The sequence below is a fragment of the Spirosoma flavus genome (genome assembly GCF_054778555.1).
Genome location: NZ_BAAGZL010000001.1, coordinates 2320719 through 2338578, shown reverse-complemented (window position 1 = coordinate 2338578; position 17860 = coordinate 2320719). Strand labels below are relative to the sequence as shown.

Genomic DNA, 17860 nt, shown 5'->3' with positions numbered 1-17860 from the left:
AAAATAATTATTGGTTTCAGGTTCACAAGCTACACTGCCTACACGAACGTTCGTGTAGGCAGTGTAGCTTGTGAACCTGAAACCAATAATTATTTTTTACAATGACGAACAATTACACACTCTAAATGCAAGAATACCCTACCAAGTAGTCGCTATCACATTGAATCTCCCTGTACAGCTCAATTCTAATTACAGTCCATCAGTGTACATGCATGCAAGAACGTAGAACACAGCTTACCAGCATGTTTACTCAATTAGCCCACTATGGGCATTGACTACGGAATAGGTATCGATATCCACTCTGAGCTGTTTCCAAAAGGAATATTATAAAGAGCACATCAGGCAGGGTCGCAACTAAGGACCCAAAGGGTCTTGCCCTGCCTCCGGAAGGGGGAAGTCAAATAAGTCAGCAATGTTCAGTTTCAGGGCACGAGCCAGCGCAAAGACAGTACTAATGGTGGTATTAATCTCTCCTCGTTCAATACGACCAATCTGCCGCACATCCACCTGGCTCTGATAGGCCAATTCTTCCTGAGAAAGTCCTTTTTGTTGCCGCTTCTGGCGGACGTTAACCCCGAAGAGTTTTATTGATTCCTTGTCTCGTATCCCTATCACAAGGCAAAGAATCATAATTTAAAAAAAAACAATTAGGACATACATGTCCTCAAGTGTCTATTACTCCTATATTTGGCCCAACTTTTACGAATTATAGTTTAATCATTTTGCATAGGGTGGCAACTTCTTTCAAGATGGCTTCAGGAGAAAAATTTGATTACGAGCAGTTCCGTCGACAGGCGGTTGTGCAACTGCGAACGAGTTCCATCAGTATGGCCTTCCTCAGGTCATTATTAGCCCCCGTGATTCATGATTTGTTGGAATTGGCACTTCAGGAAGATGACCAATCCATGGCATCTGTTGACGAAACAGACAAATCAGTAGAGGCAGTGATGACAGAGACAGACCTTGATCAACCCATCGAAATCCAGAGCATTACTCCTGTTTTAGCGAGACCTGCCTTGGCGGACCGCTCGATTGAGCAACCAACGATTTTTGGACTCCAGGCTGATCACTTTGTGAACGAGAACTTTTATGAAGGAGTACCCTACCAATCCCTTCGACGCCAACTAAACTGGCAAGGTTGGCCTGTGTCAATGACCGTCCTGATGAGGATTACCGATCAAGGCTTACCTCGCGTAGAAGCCTGGCATAAGCGACCTCTCCATCCCATCTATACGTTTATGTGGGTGGCAAGTTTACCCTTTCAATTCTGGCATAGTACCCACTCATCCAATCGGTCAGTGTATGTAGTTACTACAATTGATTTGCAAGGCAGACGGGATATTATAGGCTACTATGCTGGGGCACACGATTTGGCCAGTACCTGGATCACTATAGTGTCCGATCTACAAGAGCGAGGAGTTGAAGATATTTTGATTGCCTGTGCCGAGGAGCCAACCAGTCTCAAAGAAGCCTTTAGGGAATCTTACCCTCAAACACAGGTTCACGGCTGTGTGATGCTTCAGATGCGGACTACTCTACATTCTCTGATTGGCAAAGACAAGACTGCAGCCACCAAGATATTACGTACTTTATACTCCGTCACGGATGAGGTTCAGGCAACTGAGATTTGGCAAAGTTTCAGAAATAACTGGACTGAGCGGTATCCGATGCTGGTGGAAAACTGGGAACATAACTGGCCTTTTATAACGGGGCTTATGCAGTATCCGCCTTTGGTCGCCAAGCGAGCGCAGCGGTTCACCTTACTGGATACGCTGCATCAGGCAATACTGACACATTTAAAAGCCTATGGTCCTTATGTCAATGAGGAGGAATTTCTTAAATCAACTTACATCATCAGCCAAAAATTAGTGTCTAAAAACACCTGGAGTGTGGGTAACTGGGGGATGCTTTTAGAGCAGTTAGTCTGTGTGTTTGGAAATCGATTGAAAAAATAGCTGTTATCTAGGGTATTTCTGGGTAATATACTACATAGGATACAGTGCGTCAGGCAAAAATTTCATCAGAGATTATGCATTCGATGAACGCTACTACATCCTAAACTGAAAGGATTTCGTGAACGAATTATATCTTGCTTGAATGTTTCGCAAGAAGCAGTCTGTAAAATTTTGATATGTATTAAATTGATTATAGTAGGCCCTTTTCAACATTGCGGATAGTGTTATAATGGACTTAATAAGAATCTAATGTTTCAAATTCACCTGACTCCGTTCTGCCTTTCCATTCGTACACCATAAATCCAACAAGTAATCCATATTCCAATCCGACAAGCGGCAAATTCTCATTATATGGATAGGTTCGGTAGGCACCGTAGGAGAGTATAATAAGCCCCGACCAGATGAATGGATAGCGAAACGGAGTAAACAGGCTTACTGCCAACAATGAAGAGATATACCATGGATGAACCGTTGTGGACAATAGCCAGTATAGACTCAGCGTCAATAGTAATTGGATCGATAGTTTACGAGAGGATGCCTTACCTTGGCTCCAAAAAGCGATGGCAATTGTACAGAAGGCAATTAGTACAAATAGGTACTGACCCGCTTCTTTAATAATGCTACGTCCTGAAAGTACAAAGCCAACTGCCCGGATTAAATAATAAATGCTGGCGTTGAATTCAAGCTTTTGGAAATAAAGCCCTAGACTACTGAACACATTCCGGAACAGGTTTATATCAATAAACGGCATGAAAATCATCCCCGAAAACCCCAAGGTAACTGTACCATACACGAGTCCACGCTTCCAGCCTACATATCGGAATAATAGTGGGAAAAAGAGTAAAGGAAGAAGCTTCGTGCCAATACTTAGTGCTAATGCACCTGCGGATATCACCCATCGTTTCTGAAGATAAATCCAAACGGCAAAAAGGACCAGGAAAATCATCACAGCTTCATAATGTACGTTGCCCGTCAGCTCCAGAATAACTAGTGGATTTAGACCGTATAGTAAGGCCAGGTTTGGGTTCTGGCTAAACCTTCTAAAAAGAGCTGACAACAGCCACAACGTACCAACATCTGCCAGCAGAATTGGGATACGTAAACCAATCACACTACCTAGTAAATCATTGGGTGAGACCAATGCCGCAAGCCCAAACAATGCCTGATTGACGGGGGGATAAACTGTGTAGTAATTCGGAGAATTTAAACCTTGATATAGCGATTCGGTTAGTCCAGTTGTTGCCGCTAAAGGTGTATTGATAATGTGGTTGGGTAAATAAAGATAAGGGTTATAACCGTTGGCAACCAGATGTCCATCCCAGATGAATCGAACATAGTCATCAGATAGGTTAGGTATAACTGCCAATAGACTTAGCCGGAATAAAATGGCTGCCAAGAATAGAAATCGGTCAGGCTCAGATTGAGGGACAGAAGTGAGTGAAGGTTGACTTAAGACTGTCCACAGTGGCCGGGTAATCCGAACATAGCCCCAGAAAGTAAGCCCATATAGTAGAATGAGTAGGCTGAATTGCGGACGGGCAAGTCCATATCCTATTAAAGTAAACAGGGCTAGTGAGAGAAATAACCAGCCAATCCGGAACGGCGTAATCATGGCTATAGAACCGTCACGTTTGACGCTACGTTCGTTTCTTTAGTCCAGCTATGCGCCAGTGTATAACTAACCACCAACCCATATCCAACGACCAGTAGACTATGCAGAATAGTCATTGAATAATCGTGTAAATATAAACCTAAACCGATACCTGCCAGAAAGTACAAACCAAGTCCAATTTCCCGAAAAACAGATTTGGGAAATGTTTTCTTTATGTAAACATTGGTAGTCCAGTCGATAAGCTTTGTCGTACTGTTGAATTTTGGCGTACGAATGAAGGGCGTCTTTTTTCCTAAGAGACCTTCCAGCACAGCCAGGCTGTTGTGTAGGGATAAGCCCAACATGATGGAAATAAAGGTTGGAAAGAGCCAGAAAAATCGTACCATTCGGCTAAAGATATTGCCTTTTATTTGATGGACAGCCAGCCCTTGTTTAATCTCAGATTGGTAATAAGAAATCCCATAAAAAATGGTTGAAATGATGGTAGCAAGTAAAAATAATTTCGATAGTTGGTGACTGGTAGCTGCCCAGTCGGGATGGCGATGATGAATCCACAACACGGGTAGGCTCAGCATGGCCATACCCAGAATAAGTACCAGCAAAGAGCTGTTCAGCAAATGAAAACAGGCCTGTATTTTTTTGCGGATTGAGATGCCTGATTTTTGCCATACCTCTCCCAAAAGCTTCCGACTACATTCAGCAGGCCCTTTCATCCATCGGTACTGTTGCGACTTAATGGCATCCATCGTAATCGGCAATTCAGCCGGGACTCCAACGTCGACACGGTAAACGATTTTCCAGTCATTTAGCTGCGCCCGGTAACTTAAATCCAGATCTTCGGTCAGTGTATCCGCTCGCCAGTTACCACTGGATAGTATTGCTTCGCGACGCCAGATACCGGCTGTTCCACTAAAATTTAAAAATAGACCGGTGGCATAGCGGGCATACTGCTCAATAAGGAAGTGAGCATTTAAACCAAACGCCTGAATTTGAGTTAGGAGCGAATAGTATTGGTTGGTGTGTAGCCAGCGAGTCTGAACAACGCCTATGTTTGGCTGCGTAAAACTGGGAAGCACACTTAGTAAAAAATCGACGTCAGGCAGAAAATCGGCATCGAAAATAGCCACGTACTCACTGTCGGTCAGATTAAGCCCATAGGCTAACGCTCCTGCCTTAAATCCTGATCGATCGGGTCGGCGGATGTGTACCAGTGGAAGGCCAGCTGCCTGATAAGCGACCACTTTTTGGGCAATCAGCAACGTAGTGTCGTCCGTCGAATCGTCCAGAATCTGAATGGTCAGCTTGTCGAGAGGATACCGCAACTGGGCGATGGTATCAATCAGTCGTTCCACTACGTATAACTCGTTGTAAATAGGCAATTGAACGGTGATCGAAGGTAGCTGCTCCCAGCGTATAGCGAGCTCCGGTATGCGCTCATTTCTATGACGCCAACGACTGTATACGTATCGCACAAGAAGCCCCAGCTGACCAATACTGAACAGCACGATCAGAAAAACCAAAAGGTTGTAAAGAAACAGAATGAATAGCTCCATTATGTCAATTCCAGCGCACGATCAACACTGGGTTGGACTACTACCAGTACTTGAAAATGGTGGTGAGGATTTTATAGCCTGCCAGTACCGTGCCTTTGATCGTACCTGAAATTTTTGAGTGCCCGATCCGTTTTCGATAACTCACGGGTACTTCGGTTGTTTTATAGCGCAACTTGGCAGCTTTTAATTGCATTTCAACGGTCCAGCCATAGGTTTTATCCTGCATGTTCAGAGCCAATAACGTATCGAACCGAATAGCACGAAATGGCCCCAAATCCGTAAAACGTACTCCATACAACCAACGTAGCAGTCGCGTTGCCAGCCAGTTTCCGAAAAGCTGTTGAGGTGTCATGGAGCCACGTTGCCGGTTGCCCAATGCGCGGGAACCGATTACTAAATCAGCGTTCTGTTCCAGGATTGGCGCAACGACGCGGGACAATTCAGCAGGAAAATCAGAATAGTCGGCATCCAGAAAAACGACGACATCGGGCGTAGGCTGGCGTTGTTTCGCGTAGGCAATGCCTCGCAAACACGCACGCCCATAGCCTTGAATAGGCTCGTCCAGTACGGTAGCGCCAGCGCGGGAAGCTTCTAAGGCGGTCTGATCGTTGGAGTTGTTATTGACGACAATAATTTCCTGTACTAGCTCAGCGGGTATTTCACGGATAACCTGTCCAACTGAATTTTCCTCGTTGAAGGCGGGAATAATAACGACGATAGTTGGCTGATTCAAACGTAGCGTGGTAATAAGAGCGAAAAATACATGGTACGTATCATAATGATTGACCTGTTTTCTGAAGGTAATCTTCATAATCAGCCCATTCGTCAATGTCGGTTAGTTCATCGAGCCGGGCGTAGGTTAAGTTGTGTTGTAGAACAGCCAATTCGGTCAACTGTCTCAGTTCGGGCTGACTCCAGGGCATATCCTGAAATAAAAATGGCTGAAGCTTATTCATGCCCAGCAAATAATACCCGCCGTCGGTGGCTGGCCCGATAACCACATCCACAGTATCGAGTGCAGCAAACGCATTATGAATATGGCTGGGGGTTATATCAAAGCAGTCGCTGCCAATGATAACCACTTTTCTGGCCCCCGCTTTAAATTGGTCTTCAAACGCACTGTGCATACGCTCACCCAAATCCAATCCTGATTGCTTATACTTAACAAATGGGTTCCATCCATCATCAGCATTCACAAAATCTCCATAGTATACAGCGCAGCGTTCCTTGAACTCAGATACCAAATTTTGGGTGTAAATCAATAAGTGTTGGTACACTTCCAGCGCTTTTGTATCACCCACCGTTCGAGCAATACGGGTTTTAACCTGGCCCGGAATGGGGTTTTTGACAAAAACAATCAGTTGCTCTGGTGTCATAAAGAATGATAACGAAACAAGCGAACAATCGGTTAATGAAATCGTGTGATTACTTCTCAACCCTTATCTTGCAAAAAAGATAGCCTACCATCGTTTATGACCATACTTGATCAGGTTCAGCAGACTACCCAGTTTATTCAATCGAAAACACAACTCACTCCTCAAATCGGAATCATTCTCGGAACAGGTCTTGGCGCACTGGCGCAGGATCTATCCATCGAAACGACCTTACCCTACGAATCCATTCCTCATTTTCCACTTTCGACGGTTGAGTTTCATTCAGGCAAGCTACTGCTGGGTACCCTGGCCGATAAGCCCGTAATCGTGATGCAGGGGCGGTTTCATTTTTATGAGGGCTATTCCATGCAGCAAATTACCTTTCCTGTACGGGTCATGCACGCTCTTGGCGTTCGAACGCTGCTGGTCTCCAACGCGGCTGGCGGCATGAATCCTGCTTTTCAAACGACAGACCTGATGGTCATTGACGATCACATCAGTTTACTGCTCCCCCAAAATCCCCTCGTAGGACCAAACCCTCCCGAATTTGGCGACCGTTTTCCCGATATGAGCGAACCGTACAGCAAAGCGTTGATCGAACGGTCGTTTGCTATAGCTGATGAACTTGGTATTCGTCTTCAGCGAGGGGTCTACGTCAGCGTAACGGGTCCTCAACTCGAAACTCGGGCTGAGTACCGAATGCTCCGCCAGTGGGGTGCCGATGCCGTCGGGATGTCGACCGTTCCAGAAGTGATTGTAGCCAATCAGATGGGAATGGCTGTTTTTGGTGTCTCGGTTATCACAGACATGTGCATACCTGAAACCCTGGAAAAAGCCGACATTCAAAAAATTATAGCGGCTGCTGGTACAGCAGAGCCACATCTCACTCGCCTGATGCGGGAATTAGTCAGTCAGTTGTAACACACCCATTGGTTTCTCGGTCACTACGGAGATCTCCCGTAGTGACCTGGCATCGCTCAGGCAGTGGTTCCTCCACAACTGGACCCAGCCCCGGCGGTGCAACCGTAACAATGCTGATTGATTACCACCGACCGTTGATTTAAGGTGTTCAGGTCAAAATCCATTACGTGCTGTACTGGACTAGCCACTTTTAAATCAAGCATCTGATTGAAATCACAATCATAGATGAAACCATCCCAGCTGATCGACAAGGTGTTTCGGCACATTACGCCAGAGGCCGCTACCGGATTGAAGGCATTGACCAGCTTTTCCATATAGCCGTCGTAGTTACCAGACGAAATGAGGTAATCCAGAAATCGGCTTATTGGGATGTTTGTAATCGCATAAAGGTCATTGAACTGTATCCCAAACTCATCCTGCAAAACCCGTTTGAACTGCCGCTTCAAACTCTCCTGCGAACCAGGCAGAAAAGCACCATTTGGGTTATAAACCAGATTCAGCAGTAGGCCAGTATCTGGCTGACCATAGCCCACTGCGTTCAGCATACGTAACGCACGGACGGAGTCCTCAAAAACGCCTTTTCCGCGCTGTCGGTCAGTTTTGTCGGCATTATAGAAAGGTAATGAACTAACGACTTCAACCTCATGCATCCGAAAGAATTCAGGTAGGTCATAGTATTTAGGATTGGCCACGATGATCGTCAGGTTGCAACGTACCATAACCTTCCGGCCCAGTTTCCTGACCTCTTCCACGAACCAGCGAAAATTCGGATTCATTTCCGGTGCTCCGCCCGTTAAATCGACTGTCGGTATATCCGTTTGGGCCAGTGCGTCCAGACAAGCCTGCATCGTTTCGCGGGTCATGATTTCCTTCCGGTCGGGACCTGCATCAACGTGGCAGTGCCGACAAACCTGGTTACACATTTTTCCCAGATTTATCTGAAAAACAGCAGGTTCAACGATACTCAGTGGAAACAAACCAGCGGTTTGGAGCTTCTGATGGAATAGGGGCAATTGCAACGTATCGGCTACTTCGCTTTGAAGCGTTTGCAGTTGTACGTCAACGTCGGCTAACTGATGCCCACTGGCTTTAAGTGATTTCATAGGTTGAATGAGCGAAAGAGTGAATGAGTGAAAGAGCGAAAGTACCTGCCGGAAGATTTTTGCCGGACGGGTTTCGCTCATTCATTCTTTCGCTCTTTCACTCTTTGATTTACATCGATAATTCTTTGGCTTTGTTCATCATTTGCACGCCATGCACTAGCGAAGCCCCTCCGCGAATAGCGGCTGCTACGTGAACGGCTTCCATCATTTCTGCTTCCGAACAGCCTTTTTCGAGCGTATCGGACGTGTATGCGTCGATACAATAAGGGCATTGTACCGTGTGGGAAACCGCTAAGGCAATCAGTGATTTCTCGCGGGCTGTGAGAGCACCTTCCGCAAAAACAGAACCGTAATAAGAGAAAAACTTGTCGGCTAGTTCTTTCTGAAACTCACCAATTTTGCCAAATTTCTTGAGATCTTCTGGATTATAATAAGTCTGCATAGGGTCGGGCCGGCGCACCGGTTGAATTAAGTTATTAAGAATACGATAACAAGCTAAAAATAGATTTCACTCATAAAAATGCCGCAGTCTACGAATCGTGGTGAGTACTATCCAGTCGCCTAACCTAGGTAGATGCGTATGGACCAGCACAATTAGTCTACCCAACGCCGAGATTACCGTCCGTTGTCGACGTCGCCGAACGTGATTGATGATGATCTGAGCAACTTCCGCTTGACTTTTCTGCCAGCGAGGAGGTCGATGGGCGATGGGCACCGGTTGGCCAGTTGCATCGAGTACTCGTTTGTCAGGGTCATTCTGCGTAAAACCAATGTGTACTACACCGATCTGAATGCCCGTATGCGCTAATTCGAGACGTAGCGTGTGGGCCAAATTAGCCACTGCTGCTTTTCCGGCGCAGTAAGCTGAACCGCTGGGCATTCCGTTTAGCGCAGATATAGATGAAATGAACGTAACGACGCCTTTGGCTTTGGTCAGGTGGGGCAAAGCGGCCTTCAACGGATAAACTGTTCCATACACGTTACTATCAAGCACCTGCCGGAATACGTCGGGGTTCATATCGGCAAAGTAAGCGCGCATCGAGATGCTGGCATTCGTTATTAAAATATCCAATTGTCCGAACGTATCGATGGCAGTTGCAATAAGTCGCTCGCAATCATCGAAGCAGGTAACGTCGGCCAGACAACTCACTACGTCCAACCCTTCGCTAAGTAGCTCATCCTCTGTTTGCGCCAAACGGTCTGTTGTGCGTCCATTTAAAACCACCTTAGCCCCCGCTGCGCCCAATGCCCGTGCCGTAGCTTTGCCAATGCCCGATTCTGAACCAGTAACAATAGCGACTTTCCCAACAAACACCCCTCCAATCGCTGTTATAGGTTTGCGCTTTTTAGAACCATCCGAAACAGCAACGGCTGAAGCCGACGTTTGTACGACTAGAGGTTCAGATGGTGCGATTGGCTTAGTTAGTTCGAGCACGTTGAGTAAGATAGTTATGTCGTTTAAACCAGTTGAAAGCTTCGTCTACAGCTTCTTCAATCGGCGTTTGAGGTAGTCCTAGTTCGGCAATGGCTTTCTGCGAACTAAAATAATGACCATCGTTCGCCACCGCAATCATGGCTGAATTTAGTTGTGCCGGACGGCGTGTTAGTTTAGCGAAGGCATCACAACCGAAACCATACACTTTTGCCAGAATGGGTGGGATCGACCAGCGCGGTGGTAATACGTTCATACGTAGTGCCATCAGTTGAAACGCTTCCTGATAACTCATGTTTGAATTTCCCAGAATATACGATTCGCCCAATCTCCCCTGCGTCAGGGCGTTGACCGTGGCTACTGCTACGTCTCGTACATGAACATAATTTTTGCCTCCGACTGGATAGCCCACTACACGTCCTCGATAGAGTTCCAAAAGCATCTGCCCGGACGTTGGTTTGGCATCGAATCCGCCCAGCATAAACGTTGGATGAACCAAGATGGCGGGGAGACCAGTCTGCTGCACTGCTTCCTGTACCCGATCAGTAGCTGCCCGTTTACTGTCCATGTAATCAGAGCCGTAGCGCTTCCCGACAAAAGGAAACGTTTCGTTGCCAGGTTGTTGCTTCGTCCCAAATCCAAATACGTTGGCTGTGCCTACATAGACAAACCGTTGAATGTTTGCAAGCCAGGCAGCTTCAATCAGATTTTCGGTTCCAGTATGATTCACTGCCCAAACGACGGGATTACGGGCTGGGTTAACCTGAGCCAGAGCCGCTGCATGAATAACGGCATCGCAGCCCGCAACCGCTTTTTTCAGCGATTGAATATCTAAAACGTTGCCTTCGCAGACTTCAATGGGCAATCCGTCCAGCGTCGGACAACACTGTTGATGTCGAACTAATACCCTTACCTGGTATCGACGCGTCAGCAGTTCTCGGGTCAGATGAGCCCCCAGAAAGCCACTAGCTCCGGTTAGTAGTACGGTTGTTTTCATCAACGATAATTCAGCATAGCTTTATACGTGCGGACAATCCGGCCTGGTGACACCTTCATGAAAAACAGCGAAAAGGCTGTCAGGTTCGCTACCTGTACGCGCAGCCAGCTATTGGTGTCATACTTTCGGGCTGAAACTAATACGTCTTTGGGTATGATACAGAACCGGGCAACCTTCCGAATCCGGAGGATAATATCAAAGTCCTCCATGATAGTGTAGTATTCATCGAAGCCACCCAAGCGGTCAAACAGCGAGCGGGTTATGAATAAAGTCTGATCTCCCCCGCGACTCATTATGCCCGGAAATCGGGTTCCGTAACTGTTGAATCGGAGCATGATTTTATCTGAGTTGAACCGGAATCGGTAGCAGCCCGCTTCATAACCTGCTTTGACAGACTGCTCAATATCCGCAATAAAGTCAGGATTAATACCGACATCGGCATGGATAAAATATAGAATATCCCCTTTAGCTAACATAGCACCGAAATTCATCTGAGCCGCACGACCCGGCTTTGGCGATTGCCGTACGGTAGCGCCTGCCTGTTTGGCCATATCGGCAGTACCATCAGGACTTCCTGCATCAATCACTAAGACCTCCACTAAGGAAGTTCCGCCAAGTGTCAGCAAATTCTGGACTAACCGGCCTATTGACTGGGCTTCGTTATAGGTAGGAATGATAATACTAAAAGTCATCGATAATTGATAAGTAAGCAAAATAGGGTAATTATAAGCGCCTGACAAACCGCCTGAACAGGAAGCATCTTTTTTACTTAAAATGCTTCTCCAATAGTCAGATAGAAACCGCTCGACTGCCTTCCCATTCCGTAATCCAGCCGAATATTAAGATGGTCACGACGGTTCATCGTAAAGCGTAATCCGGCACCGTAAGCCAATTTAGGCTCGTTGCCACGTAGCAATGATTGCGCATTACCCAGGATACCAGCAGCCACGAAAACTACGCCACCCAACCGTTTGTACAAATCGAACCGAACTTCACTCTGAATCAATGCTACGTTCTGGTCGCGGTATCGACCTTCGTAGTATCCCCGCATACGTTTGGTACCTCCCAGCAATGACAAGGCATTGAAGGGAGCCTCGCCCGTCGTAAAACTTACGAAATAATTGACTGCTAAGATTGCATGATCGCTCAACGAATGATAGGACGATACGTCGGCAGTGTAGCGCCCAAAACGTACATTGCTGCCTAATACCTGATTCTGAATCAGATAAGCAATGTCGGCTACAACGCCTTTGGATGGGAAGAAAATGGCATTACGCGAGTCATAAAACAAGCCAAGTCCAGCCCCCGACAATCGGCTGCCTAATCCGCCAGCTACCATACCCGACGCCAGCAATCCACCCGGCTCGACGCTGGTTACCTGATAATCTTCGTATTGATACCGAATGCCCGCGTAAAGCTTTCCCCGGTTCAGGTTCGGACTTATTCGCCGGAACGCATTGATACGTATACGCGGGAAATTTACACCGTATAGCTCACGGGTAACTTCCTGCTGGCCAACTCCATAGAAATAATAATTGTAGCGATAATACCCGGCCTCACCATTGATGTAGTATTCGTCCTTGTCATAAAAGATCTGAAAAGGCAGGTAAAACAATATTTGCTTGTTCTGCGTGTAAGCAAATCCCAGCGTAATCTGCGACGGACGAACAGCTGCTCTAGCCTGACCGGACGAATCTGACCGCAAAAAAGCCATGTCGCGCTTAAAACGGAATGTAGCCGTAGCTGCCACACCATACGCCAGCCGGGTTTCGGGCGTGTAGTAAATAAGTGGAAGAGGTAAGATACTGAACGCTTTGGGAACGCTGTCGGGCGGGACCGAAATGAGTAAGGCAGTTACCAGCGACGATAGAAGCATTAATATGTTGGATTACTTACCCTATCATACGAAAAGTTAATCGACAGGGTTTGAATTTATGATTATTAAAACCATTCGATAGATTGGGGCGTATATCTGAGAGTAATAAAATTTAAATCTCATCATGAAAACGCACCCTAACTATAAATTGCTTCTTTTTGGATTGGTATGCCTATTTACCACTGCTTTCACAGCACCAACGGTAGCGCCTGTCGATCATAGTGCATATGATCGGCTTCTGAAAAAATACGTCAACGAAAAAGGCTTGGTTAACTATAAAGGCTTCAAGTCGGAAGAGAAGGCATTTAATGACTATCTGACTATGCTCAGTAAAAATCCACCAGCCGCTTCGTGGAGCAAAAACGAGCAGATGGCTTATTGGATTAATGCCTACAACGCCTATACCATCCGGCTCATTCTCGACCATTACCCTGTGAAGAGCATCAAGGATATTGGCTCAAAAATCAAAATTCCGTTTGTGACCACACCCTGGGCCGCCAAGTTTTTCACGATTGGTGGCGAAAAAATGAGCCTCGACAACATCGAGCATGGTATCCTGCGCAAAAAGTTTAACGACCCACGTATTCACTTTACCCTGGTTTGCGCGTCTATTTCGTGCCCCCGTCTTCGGAATGAAGCTTACACAGCCGAAAAACTGGATGCGCAAATGGACGATCAGGGACGTGATTTCCTAAATAATCCGAGCAAGAATAAGATCAGTAAGGATGAAGCCCAACTGTCGAACTATTTCAACTGGTACAAAGGCGACTGGACCAAAAACGGGCAGTCAGTAGTGAAGTGGGTTAATAAATATTCTAACACGAAAATTTCAGATAAGACCGACATAGAATACCTTGATTACAACTGGAATCTCAACGAGCAGTAAGCGCTGCTGAAACGGGCCGTTATGAAGCACCTTATCATTATCGGAAACGGTATTGCCGGTATCACAACCGCCCGGCATGTTCGCCAGCATGATTCCATGGTACGTATCACGGTCATTTCGGCTGAGTCTGAGCATTTTTATTCGCGTACCGCCCTTATGTACATCTACATGAGGCATATGACTTACGAGCATACAAAGCCTTACGAAGACTGGTTCTGGACCAAAAATCGTATCGACTTGCTACGTGGCTACGTCGAGCAGGTCGATACGTCGGCGAAGCGAATCCGGCTGTCTGATGGAAAATGGCTCGATTACGACGTACTGGTGGTGGCAACCGGTTCGGTATCCACTACGTTCGACTGGCCCGGCCTGACCGCTTCCGGTGTGCAGGGGTTGTATGGCCTTCCCGATCTGGAACAGATGGAGCAATTCACCAAAGACATTGAACGGGCGGTAGTAGTTGGCGGAGGGCTTATTGGCGTTGAACTGGCCGAAATGCTACGTTCCCGACACATTGACGTAACGATGCTGGTCCGCGACCCACACTACTGGAGTTCTACATTGCCGGCCAAAGAAGGTAAGCTAATCGGTCGTCATTTGCTACGGCACGGCGTCGACCTCCGGCTTGAATCCGAACTTAAAGAAATTCTGGCGGATGCATCAGGGCGGGTGCGGGCAGTAGTTACGAAAGCAGGCGAAGAAATCCCCTGCCAGTTTGTGGGGCTGGGTATCGGTGTTACGCCGAACGTAGCATTCCTGAAAAACTCAGGTGTTGAACTGAGAAAAGGTGTTTTAGTCAACGAGTATTTTGAGACTAACATAGCCGATGTGTATGCCATCGGCGATTGCAACGAATTCCGGCAACCTATAGCGGGTACAGACGGAGCCCTGCGCAAACCCATCGAACAAATCTGGTATACCGGTCGGATGCACGGCGAAACGCTGGCCAGAACACTTTGCGGCTCCCGAACGGCCTATCGACCGGGCGTCTTTTTCAATTCGGCCAAATTCTTCGACATTGAATATCAGACATACGGAACCATGAACGCCCAGCTCTCTGACGACGAACAAACGTATTACTGGGAGCATCCGGCTGGCGATCAGTGTCTACGTATTAACTACCGGAAAACTGACCAGTCCGTTGTCGGTATTCATGCCTTTGGGCTGAGGCTGCGTCATGCTGTCTGCGAACGTTGGATTCAGCAGCGCACGCCTTTCGAGAACGTACTGAGCCAGTTTCAGCAGGTCGATTTCAATCCAGAGTTTTCGGAACCCTATACTGACCAACTGACTGGGCGAGCACCTGCCGGATCGCCGGACCGCCGAAAAGGGTGGTTTGGACGATTATTCTCAGCTACGCACTAATCCGTTATCACTATGCTAACTACCGGACAACGTATTAGTCTCACCGCTTTTCTGATCGGATTTGCACTCTTTGCGGCAACTCTCCCCCTCAGTCGATACGTATTGACGGATAAGGTCTTGAGCGAAACAATTAATAAAGAGCAGTTGGCGGCTGTCCGTTCGGCTACGGCTTCCATGCAGGGAAAGGTGTATGGGTCGTCGTTCGGGTTTGTTAGAGATTTTCGGGCTGCTATCTCCCGGCTCAATGAAGGCTATAAGCAACGTAACGAAACCAATCGACTCATTCAGGATTATGCCTTTCCGGTAACGAAAGCCGCCAGCACCGGTTTTTTCCCAAGTAATAGCCAACTATTTTTCTGGCTGATTTTATTGCTGTGCATTGGCGGAGCGCTACTCTATATTCTACCAGCTCAACGGACGTTACCTGGCATAAAAAACAATGGCATCTACAAGGACCCGGCTACAAACCGGGGCTGGATTGGTATCGTAGTGTGTAGCTTTCTGATTGGGTTCTACGTACTGCTCTATTTCTTTCCAGAATACATAACCAATTGGGTGCTGTTGTTCGACCCGCTGAGCCAGCTTCTGAACGGTGGCCCCGCCAGCCAATGGTTCGTATATGGTACGTTGTACACGCTGGTGATTCTGATAATGGGCGTGCGGATGTTGGTCAAATACCGCCATAGCCGCTACCAACAACTTCGCACGATCTCGGTGATGTTTTTCCAGACGGTCTTTGCCTTTCTGATTCCTGAACTGCTGGCTTTCTTTCATCAGCCCGCGCAGGATTTGAAAAATATGTGGCCCCTAGACTATAGTTTTTATTTCGATTACCAAATTGATGAAAAAATCAAGGCCGGTACGTTTGGGATCTTTCTGCTCGTCTGGGGCACGGCCCTCTGGATGCTGGGCGTGCCAATCCTGACTTATTTTTACGGCAAACGCTGGTACTGCTCGTGGGTATGTGGCTGCGGGGGGCTGGCGGAAACCCTTGGTGACCCCTACCGGCAACTATCTGACAAACGACTGGGTGCCTGGAAATTTGAACGTATTGTCGTGCATTCGGTACTTGTATTTGCTATTGTGATGACGGCGTTGGTGCTATACACGTACTGGAGTGGGCAGCCGTCGCTATTTGGCTTTCTGGATTCTAATGGCATCCGTTCGGTATACGGTTCCGCCATTGGGGCTATTTTTGCAGGGGTACTGGGAACTGGGTTCTATCCCATTTTCGGAAGCCGGGTCTGGTGCCGGTTTGGCTGTCCACTGGCTGCTTATCTGGGGCTGGTTCAGCGCTTTAAATCCCGATTCCGCATCACAACAAACGGCGGTCAATGTATTTCCTGTGGCAACTGCTCGACTTACTGCGAAATGGGCATCGACGTGCGCTGGTACGCGCAGCGTGGGCAGGATATTGTTCGCTCGTCCTGCGTCGGATGTGGTATTTGTTCAGCGGTTTGCCCACGGGGCGTTTTAAATCTGGAAAATGATTCAGTTTCCACCCGACACACCAATCCTAGACCAATTTTGCTGGGAAACAACAGTTTTCGTATTCAACAATGAAAGCAGATTTCTTTCGAACTGGGCTAATTAGCCTTGTATTATGGATGGTATTGACCTTGGCTAGTTATGGGCAAATTACACCCGCTGATACAACTCAAACGAAAGTGTATGCGATTGAAGTAGCTGGAATTAAGGTCGGAACGATGACCGCCAATAGGCAGCAGCGTGATAAACAAACTGTCGTTTATACGCTGGTCAGCGACGTAAAAGTCAATTTTCTGGTTTACAAGCTAAAAATATACTACAAAGTCATCAGCCTGGTCCAGCAGGGTAAATTAGTTCATTCTACGGTCGATGCCCATACGAACCGGGGCGATTTCTCTTCTAGAACCGAGTGGAAAGGCGACCATTATGAGATTACAGCCGATCAGTATAAATACACGCACAAGGGTACGGAAACACGGCGCATCGATTATACGGTAACCGATATGTTCTTCACGGAGCCAACAGGTCGAAGTCGAGCATATTCGGAATACTTCGGTGATTATTTCACGCTAACCTCCCCCGCAAAAGGAACGTATCAAGCAAAGCTGAACGACCGGGAAGATGAATACCTCTACGAAAACAGGCAACTTGTGAAAATCATCAAGAAAAACTCATTGAAAAACTTCATCATCCGCCCTATCGAGAAATGAAGTTATAGTTACTACGTGCCGTATCGTTCAAAATCCGTCACTTACGATTAATTCCGTGTAGCACGAACGGAGGGTTTTGTAAGGATAAATACGCCTTACTAGATTATATAATTCTATCTTATTATATGTCTTTGTCCACTTTGGTTTGTCGACATACAGACTGCATCATCTTGCGAAATTAAGCACGTTTACGGTGCCGATCGAATAGACCATCTCAATCAAGCTTAATTTATCTTAAGGCCACATAGTTGGTACTATTTTACGGATTCATCGTGCTTTTCTTGTTAATACGCTTCTCTTTATAATACTTTGTCATATAAAAATTCAATACTTCTAATTGAATGAAAAAAATCTACAGACCTCTTCCCGACCTACTCTCCGGTTTTTATGGTTCATGGCAGAAGCATTCGCCCTGTATTAACTGGTATTATCCTTTACTATTGGCAACATGCTTTCTCTTAGGAGTTAACGCAACTAGCTCAGCTCAGGTTTATTACGCTGTCGGTGATGGATCAGCAACGACCCTCAATGACCAGATCCGGCGCGTCGGTCTGAATGGTACGGGCGACACCCAGATTGCAGTAGGGGT

At 46.9% G+C, this 17860-nt stretch carries 17 protein-coding genes; 6 read left to right on the top strand and 11 right to left on the bottom strand.

Going from position 1 to position 17860, the window contains the following annotated elements; genetic code table 11:
• Positions 1–354: 354 nt before the first annotated feature.
• Positions 355–615: a helix-turn-helix domain-containing protein gene (locus ACYVF1_RS09085; protein ID WP_461077763.1), complete on the bottom strand. Its 261-nt coding sequence runs from the start codon at positions 613–615 to the stop codon at positions 355–357.
• A gap of 134 nt (positions 616–749) precedes the next feature.
• Here ACYVF1_RS09085 and ACYVF1_RS09080 point away from each other — a divergent pair, with 134 nt between their 5' ends.
• Positions 750–1955, top strand: coding sequence for a transposase (locus ACYVF1_RS09080; RefSeq protein ID WP_461077761.1), 1206 nt, complete (start codon positions 750–752; stop codon positions 1953–1955).
• Positions 1956–2190: 235 nt separating this feature from the next.
• On the opposite strand, the gene ACYVF1_RS09075 is transcribed toward ACYVF1_RS09080, so the two are convergent.
• The 4 genes from ACYVF1_RS09075 to ACYVF1_RS09060 are packed head-to-tail and all read right to left on the bottom strand — an operon-like array spanning position 2191 to position 6496.
• Positions 2191–3567, bottom strand: coding sequence for a hypothetical protein (locus ACYVF1_RS09075; RefSeq protein WP_461077759.1), 1377 nt, complete (start codon positions 3565–3567; stop codon positions 2191–2193).
• Positions 3568–3569: 2 nt separating this feature from the next.
• The gene (locus ACYVF1_RS09070) at positions 3570–5120 is read right to left on the bottom strand and encodes a glycosyltransferase (protein ID WP_461077757.1); all 1551 of its coding nucleotides are present in this window, start codon (positions 5118–5120) and stop codon (positions 3570–3572) included.
• Positions 5121–5160: 40 nt separating this feature from the next.
• Positions 5161–5853 (bottom strand): glycosyltransferase family 2 protein, encoded by a 693-nt coding sequence (locus ACYVF1_RS09065; RefSeq protein WP_461077843.1) that lies wholly within the window; start codon positions 5851–5853, stop codon positions 5161–5163.
• Between the two features lie 40 nt (positions 5854–5893).
• A complete protein-coding gene (locus ACYVF1_RS09060; protein ID WP_461077755.1) occupies positions 5894–6496 on the bottom strand; it encodes a TIGR04282 family arsenosugar biosynthesis glycosyltransferase in 603 nt (200 codons plus the stop codon).
• 96 nt (positions 6497–6592) lie between these two features.
• Between ACYVF1_RS09060 and ACYVF1_RS09055 the strand changes: the two genes are divergently transcribed.
• A complete protein-coding gene (locus ACYVF1_RS09055) occupies positions 6593–7414 on the top strand; it encodes a purine-nucleoside phosphorylase (protein WP_461077753.1) in 822 nt (273 codons plus the stop codon).
• A gap of 56 nt (positions 7415–7470) precedes the next feature.
• Here ACYVF1_RS09055 and arsS read toward each other — a convergent pair whose 3' ends face one another.
• The 6 genes from arsS to ACYVF1_RS09025 form a co-directional block, all read right to left on the bottom strand.
• Entirely contained in the window at positions 7471–8517 is a 1047-nt protein-coding gene (gene arsS / locus ACYVF1_RS09050; protein WP_461077751.1) for an arsenosugar biosynthesis radical SAM (seleno)protein ArsS, read from the bottom strand.
• A 109-nt stretch (positions 8518–8626) separates the two neighbouring features.
• Positions 8627–8959, bottom strand: coding sequence for an arsenosugar biosynthesis-associated peroxidase-like protein (locus ACYVF1_RS09045; RefSeq protein WP_020597210.1), 333 nt, complete (start codon positions 8957–8959; stop codon positions 8627–8629).
• A 66-nt stretch (positions 8960–9025) separates the two neighbouring features.
• A complete protein-coding gene (locus tag ACYVF1_RS09040; RefSeq protein ID WP_461077749.1) occupies positions 9026–9952 on the bottom strand; it encodes an SDR family oxidoreductase in 927 nt (308 codons plus the stop codon).
• Positions 9936–10946 (bottom strand): NAD-dependent epimerase/dehydratase family protein, encoded by a 1011-nt coding sequence (locus ACYVF1_RS09035; RefSeq protein ID WP_461077747.1) that lies wholly within the window; start codon positions 10944–10946, stop codon positions 9936–9938. Before ACYVF1_RS09035 ends, ACYVF1_RS09040 begins: the two co-directional genes overlap by 17 nt.
• A complete protein-coding gene (locus ACYVF1_RS09030) occupies positions 10946–11638 on the bottom strand; it encodes a TIGR04283 family arsenosugar biosynthesis glycosyltransferase (RefSeq protein WP_461077745.1) in 693 nt (230 codons plus the stop codon). The genes ACYVF1_RS09035 and ACYVF1_RS09030 overlap by 1 nt, the downstream gene beginning before the upstream one ends.
• Positions 11639–11715: 77 nt before the next feature.
• The gene (locus ACYVF1_RS09025) at positions 11716–12822 is read right to left on the bottom strand and encodes a BamA/TamA family outer membrane protein (RefSeq protein ID WP_461077743.1); all 1107 of its coding nucleotides are present in this window, start codon (positions 12820–12822) and stop codon (positions 11716–11718) included.
• A 124-nt stretch (positions 12823–12946) separates the two neighbouring features.
• On the opposite strand from ACYVF1_RS09025, the gene ACYVF1_RS09020 reads away from it, so the two are divergent.
• Genes ACYVF1_RS09020 through ACYVF1_RS09005 form a run of 4 tightly spaced genes read left to right on the top strand, consistent with a single transcriptional unit; the run spans position 12947 to position 17271 of the window.
• Entirely contained in the window at positions 12947–13708 is a 762-nt protein-coding gene (locus tag ACYVF1_RS09020; protein WP_461077741.1) for a DUF547 domain-containing protein, read from the top strand.
• 21 nt (positions 13709–13729) lie between these two features.
• Positions 13730–15073 carry an NAD(P)/FAD-dependent oxidoreductase gene (locus ACYVF1_RS09015; protein ID WP_461077739.1) on the top strand — a complete coding sequence of 448 codons (1344 nt, stop codon included), beginning with the start codon at positions 13730–13732 and terminating at the stop codon, positions 15071–15073.
• 12 nt (positions 15074–15085) lie between these two features.
• Positions 15086–16636 carry a 4Fe-4S binding protein gene (locus tag ACYVF1_RS09010; RefSeq protein WP_461077737.1) on the top strand — a complete coding sequence of 517 codons (1551 nt, stop codon included), beginning with the start codon at positions 15086–15088 and terminating at the stop codon, positions 16634–16636.
• The gene (locus tag ACYVF1_RS09005; protein WP_461077735.1) at positions 16633–17271 is read left to right on the top strand and encodes a DUF6134 family protein; all 639 of its coding nucleotides are present in this window, start codon (positions 16633–16635) and stop codon (positions 17269–17271) included. The genes ACYVF1_RS09010 and ACYVF1_RS09005 overlap by 4 nt, the downstream gene beginning before the upstream one ends.
• The last annotated feature ends 589 nt before the right edge of the window (positions 17272–17860 follow it).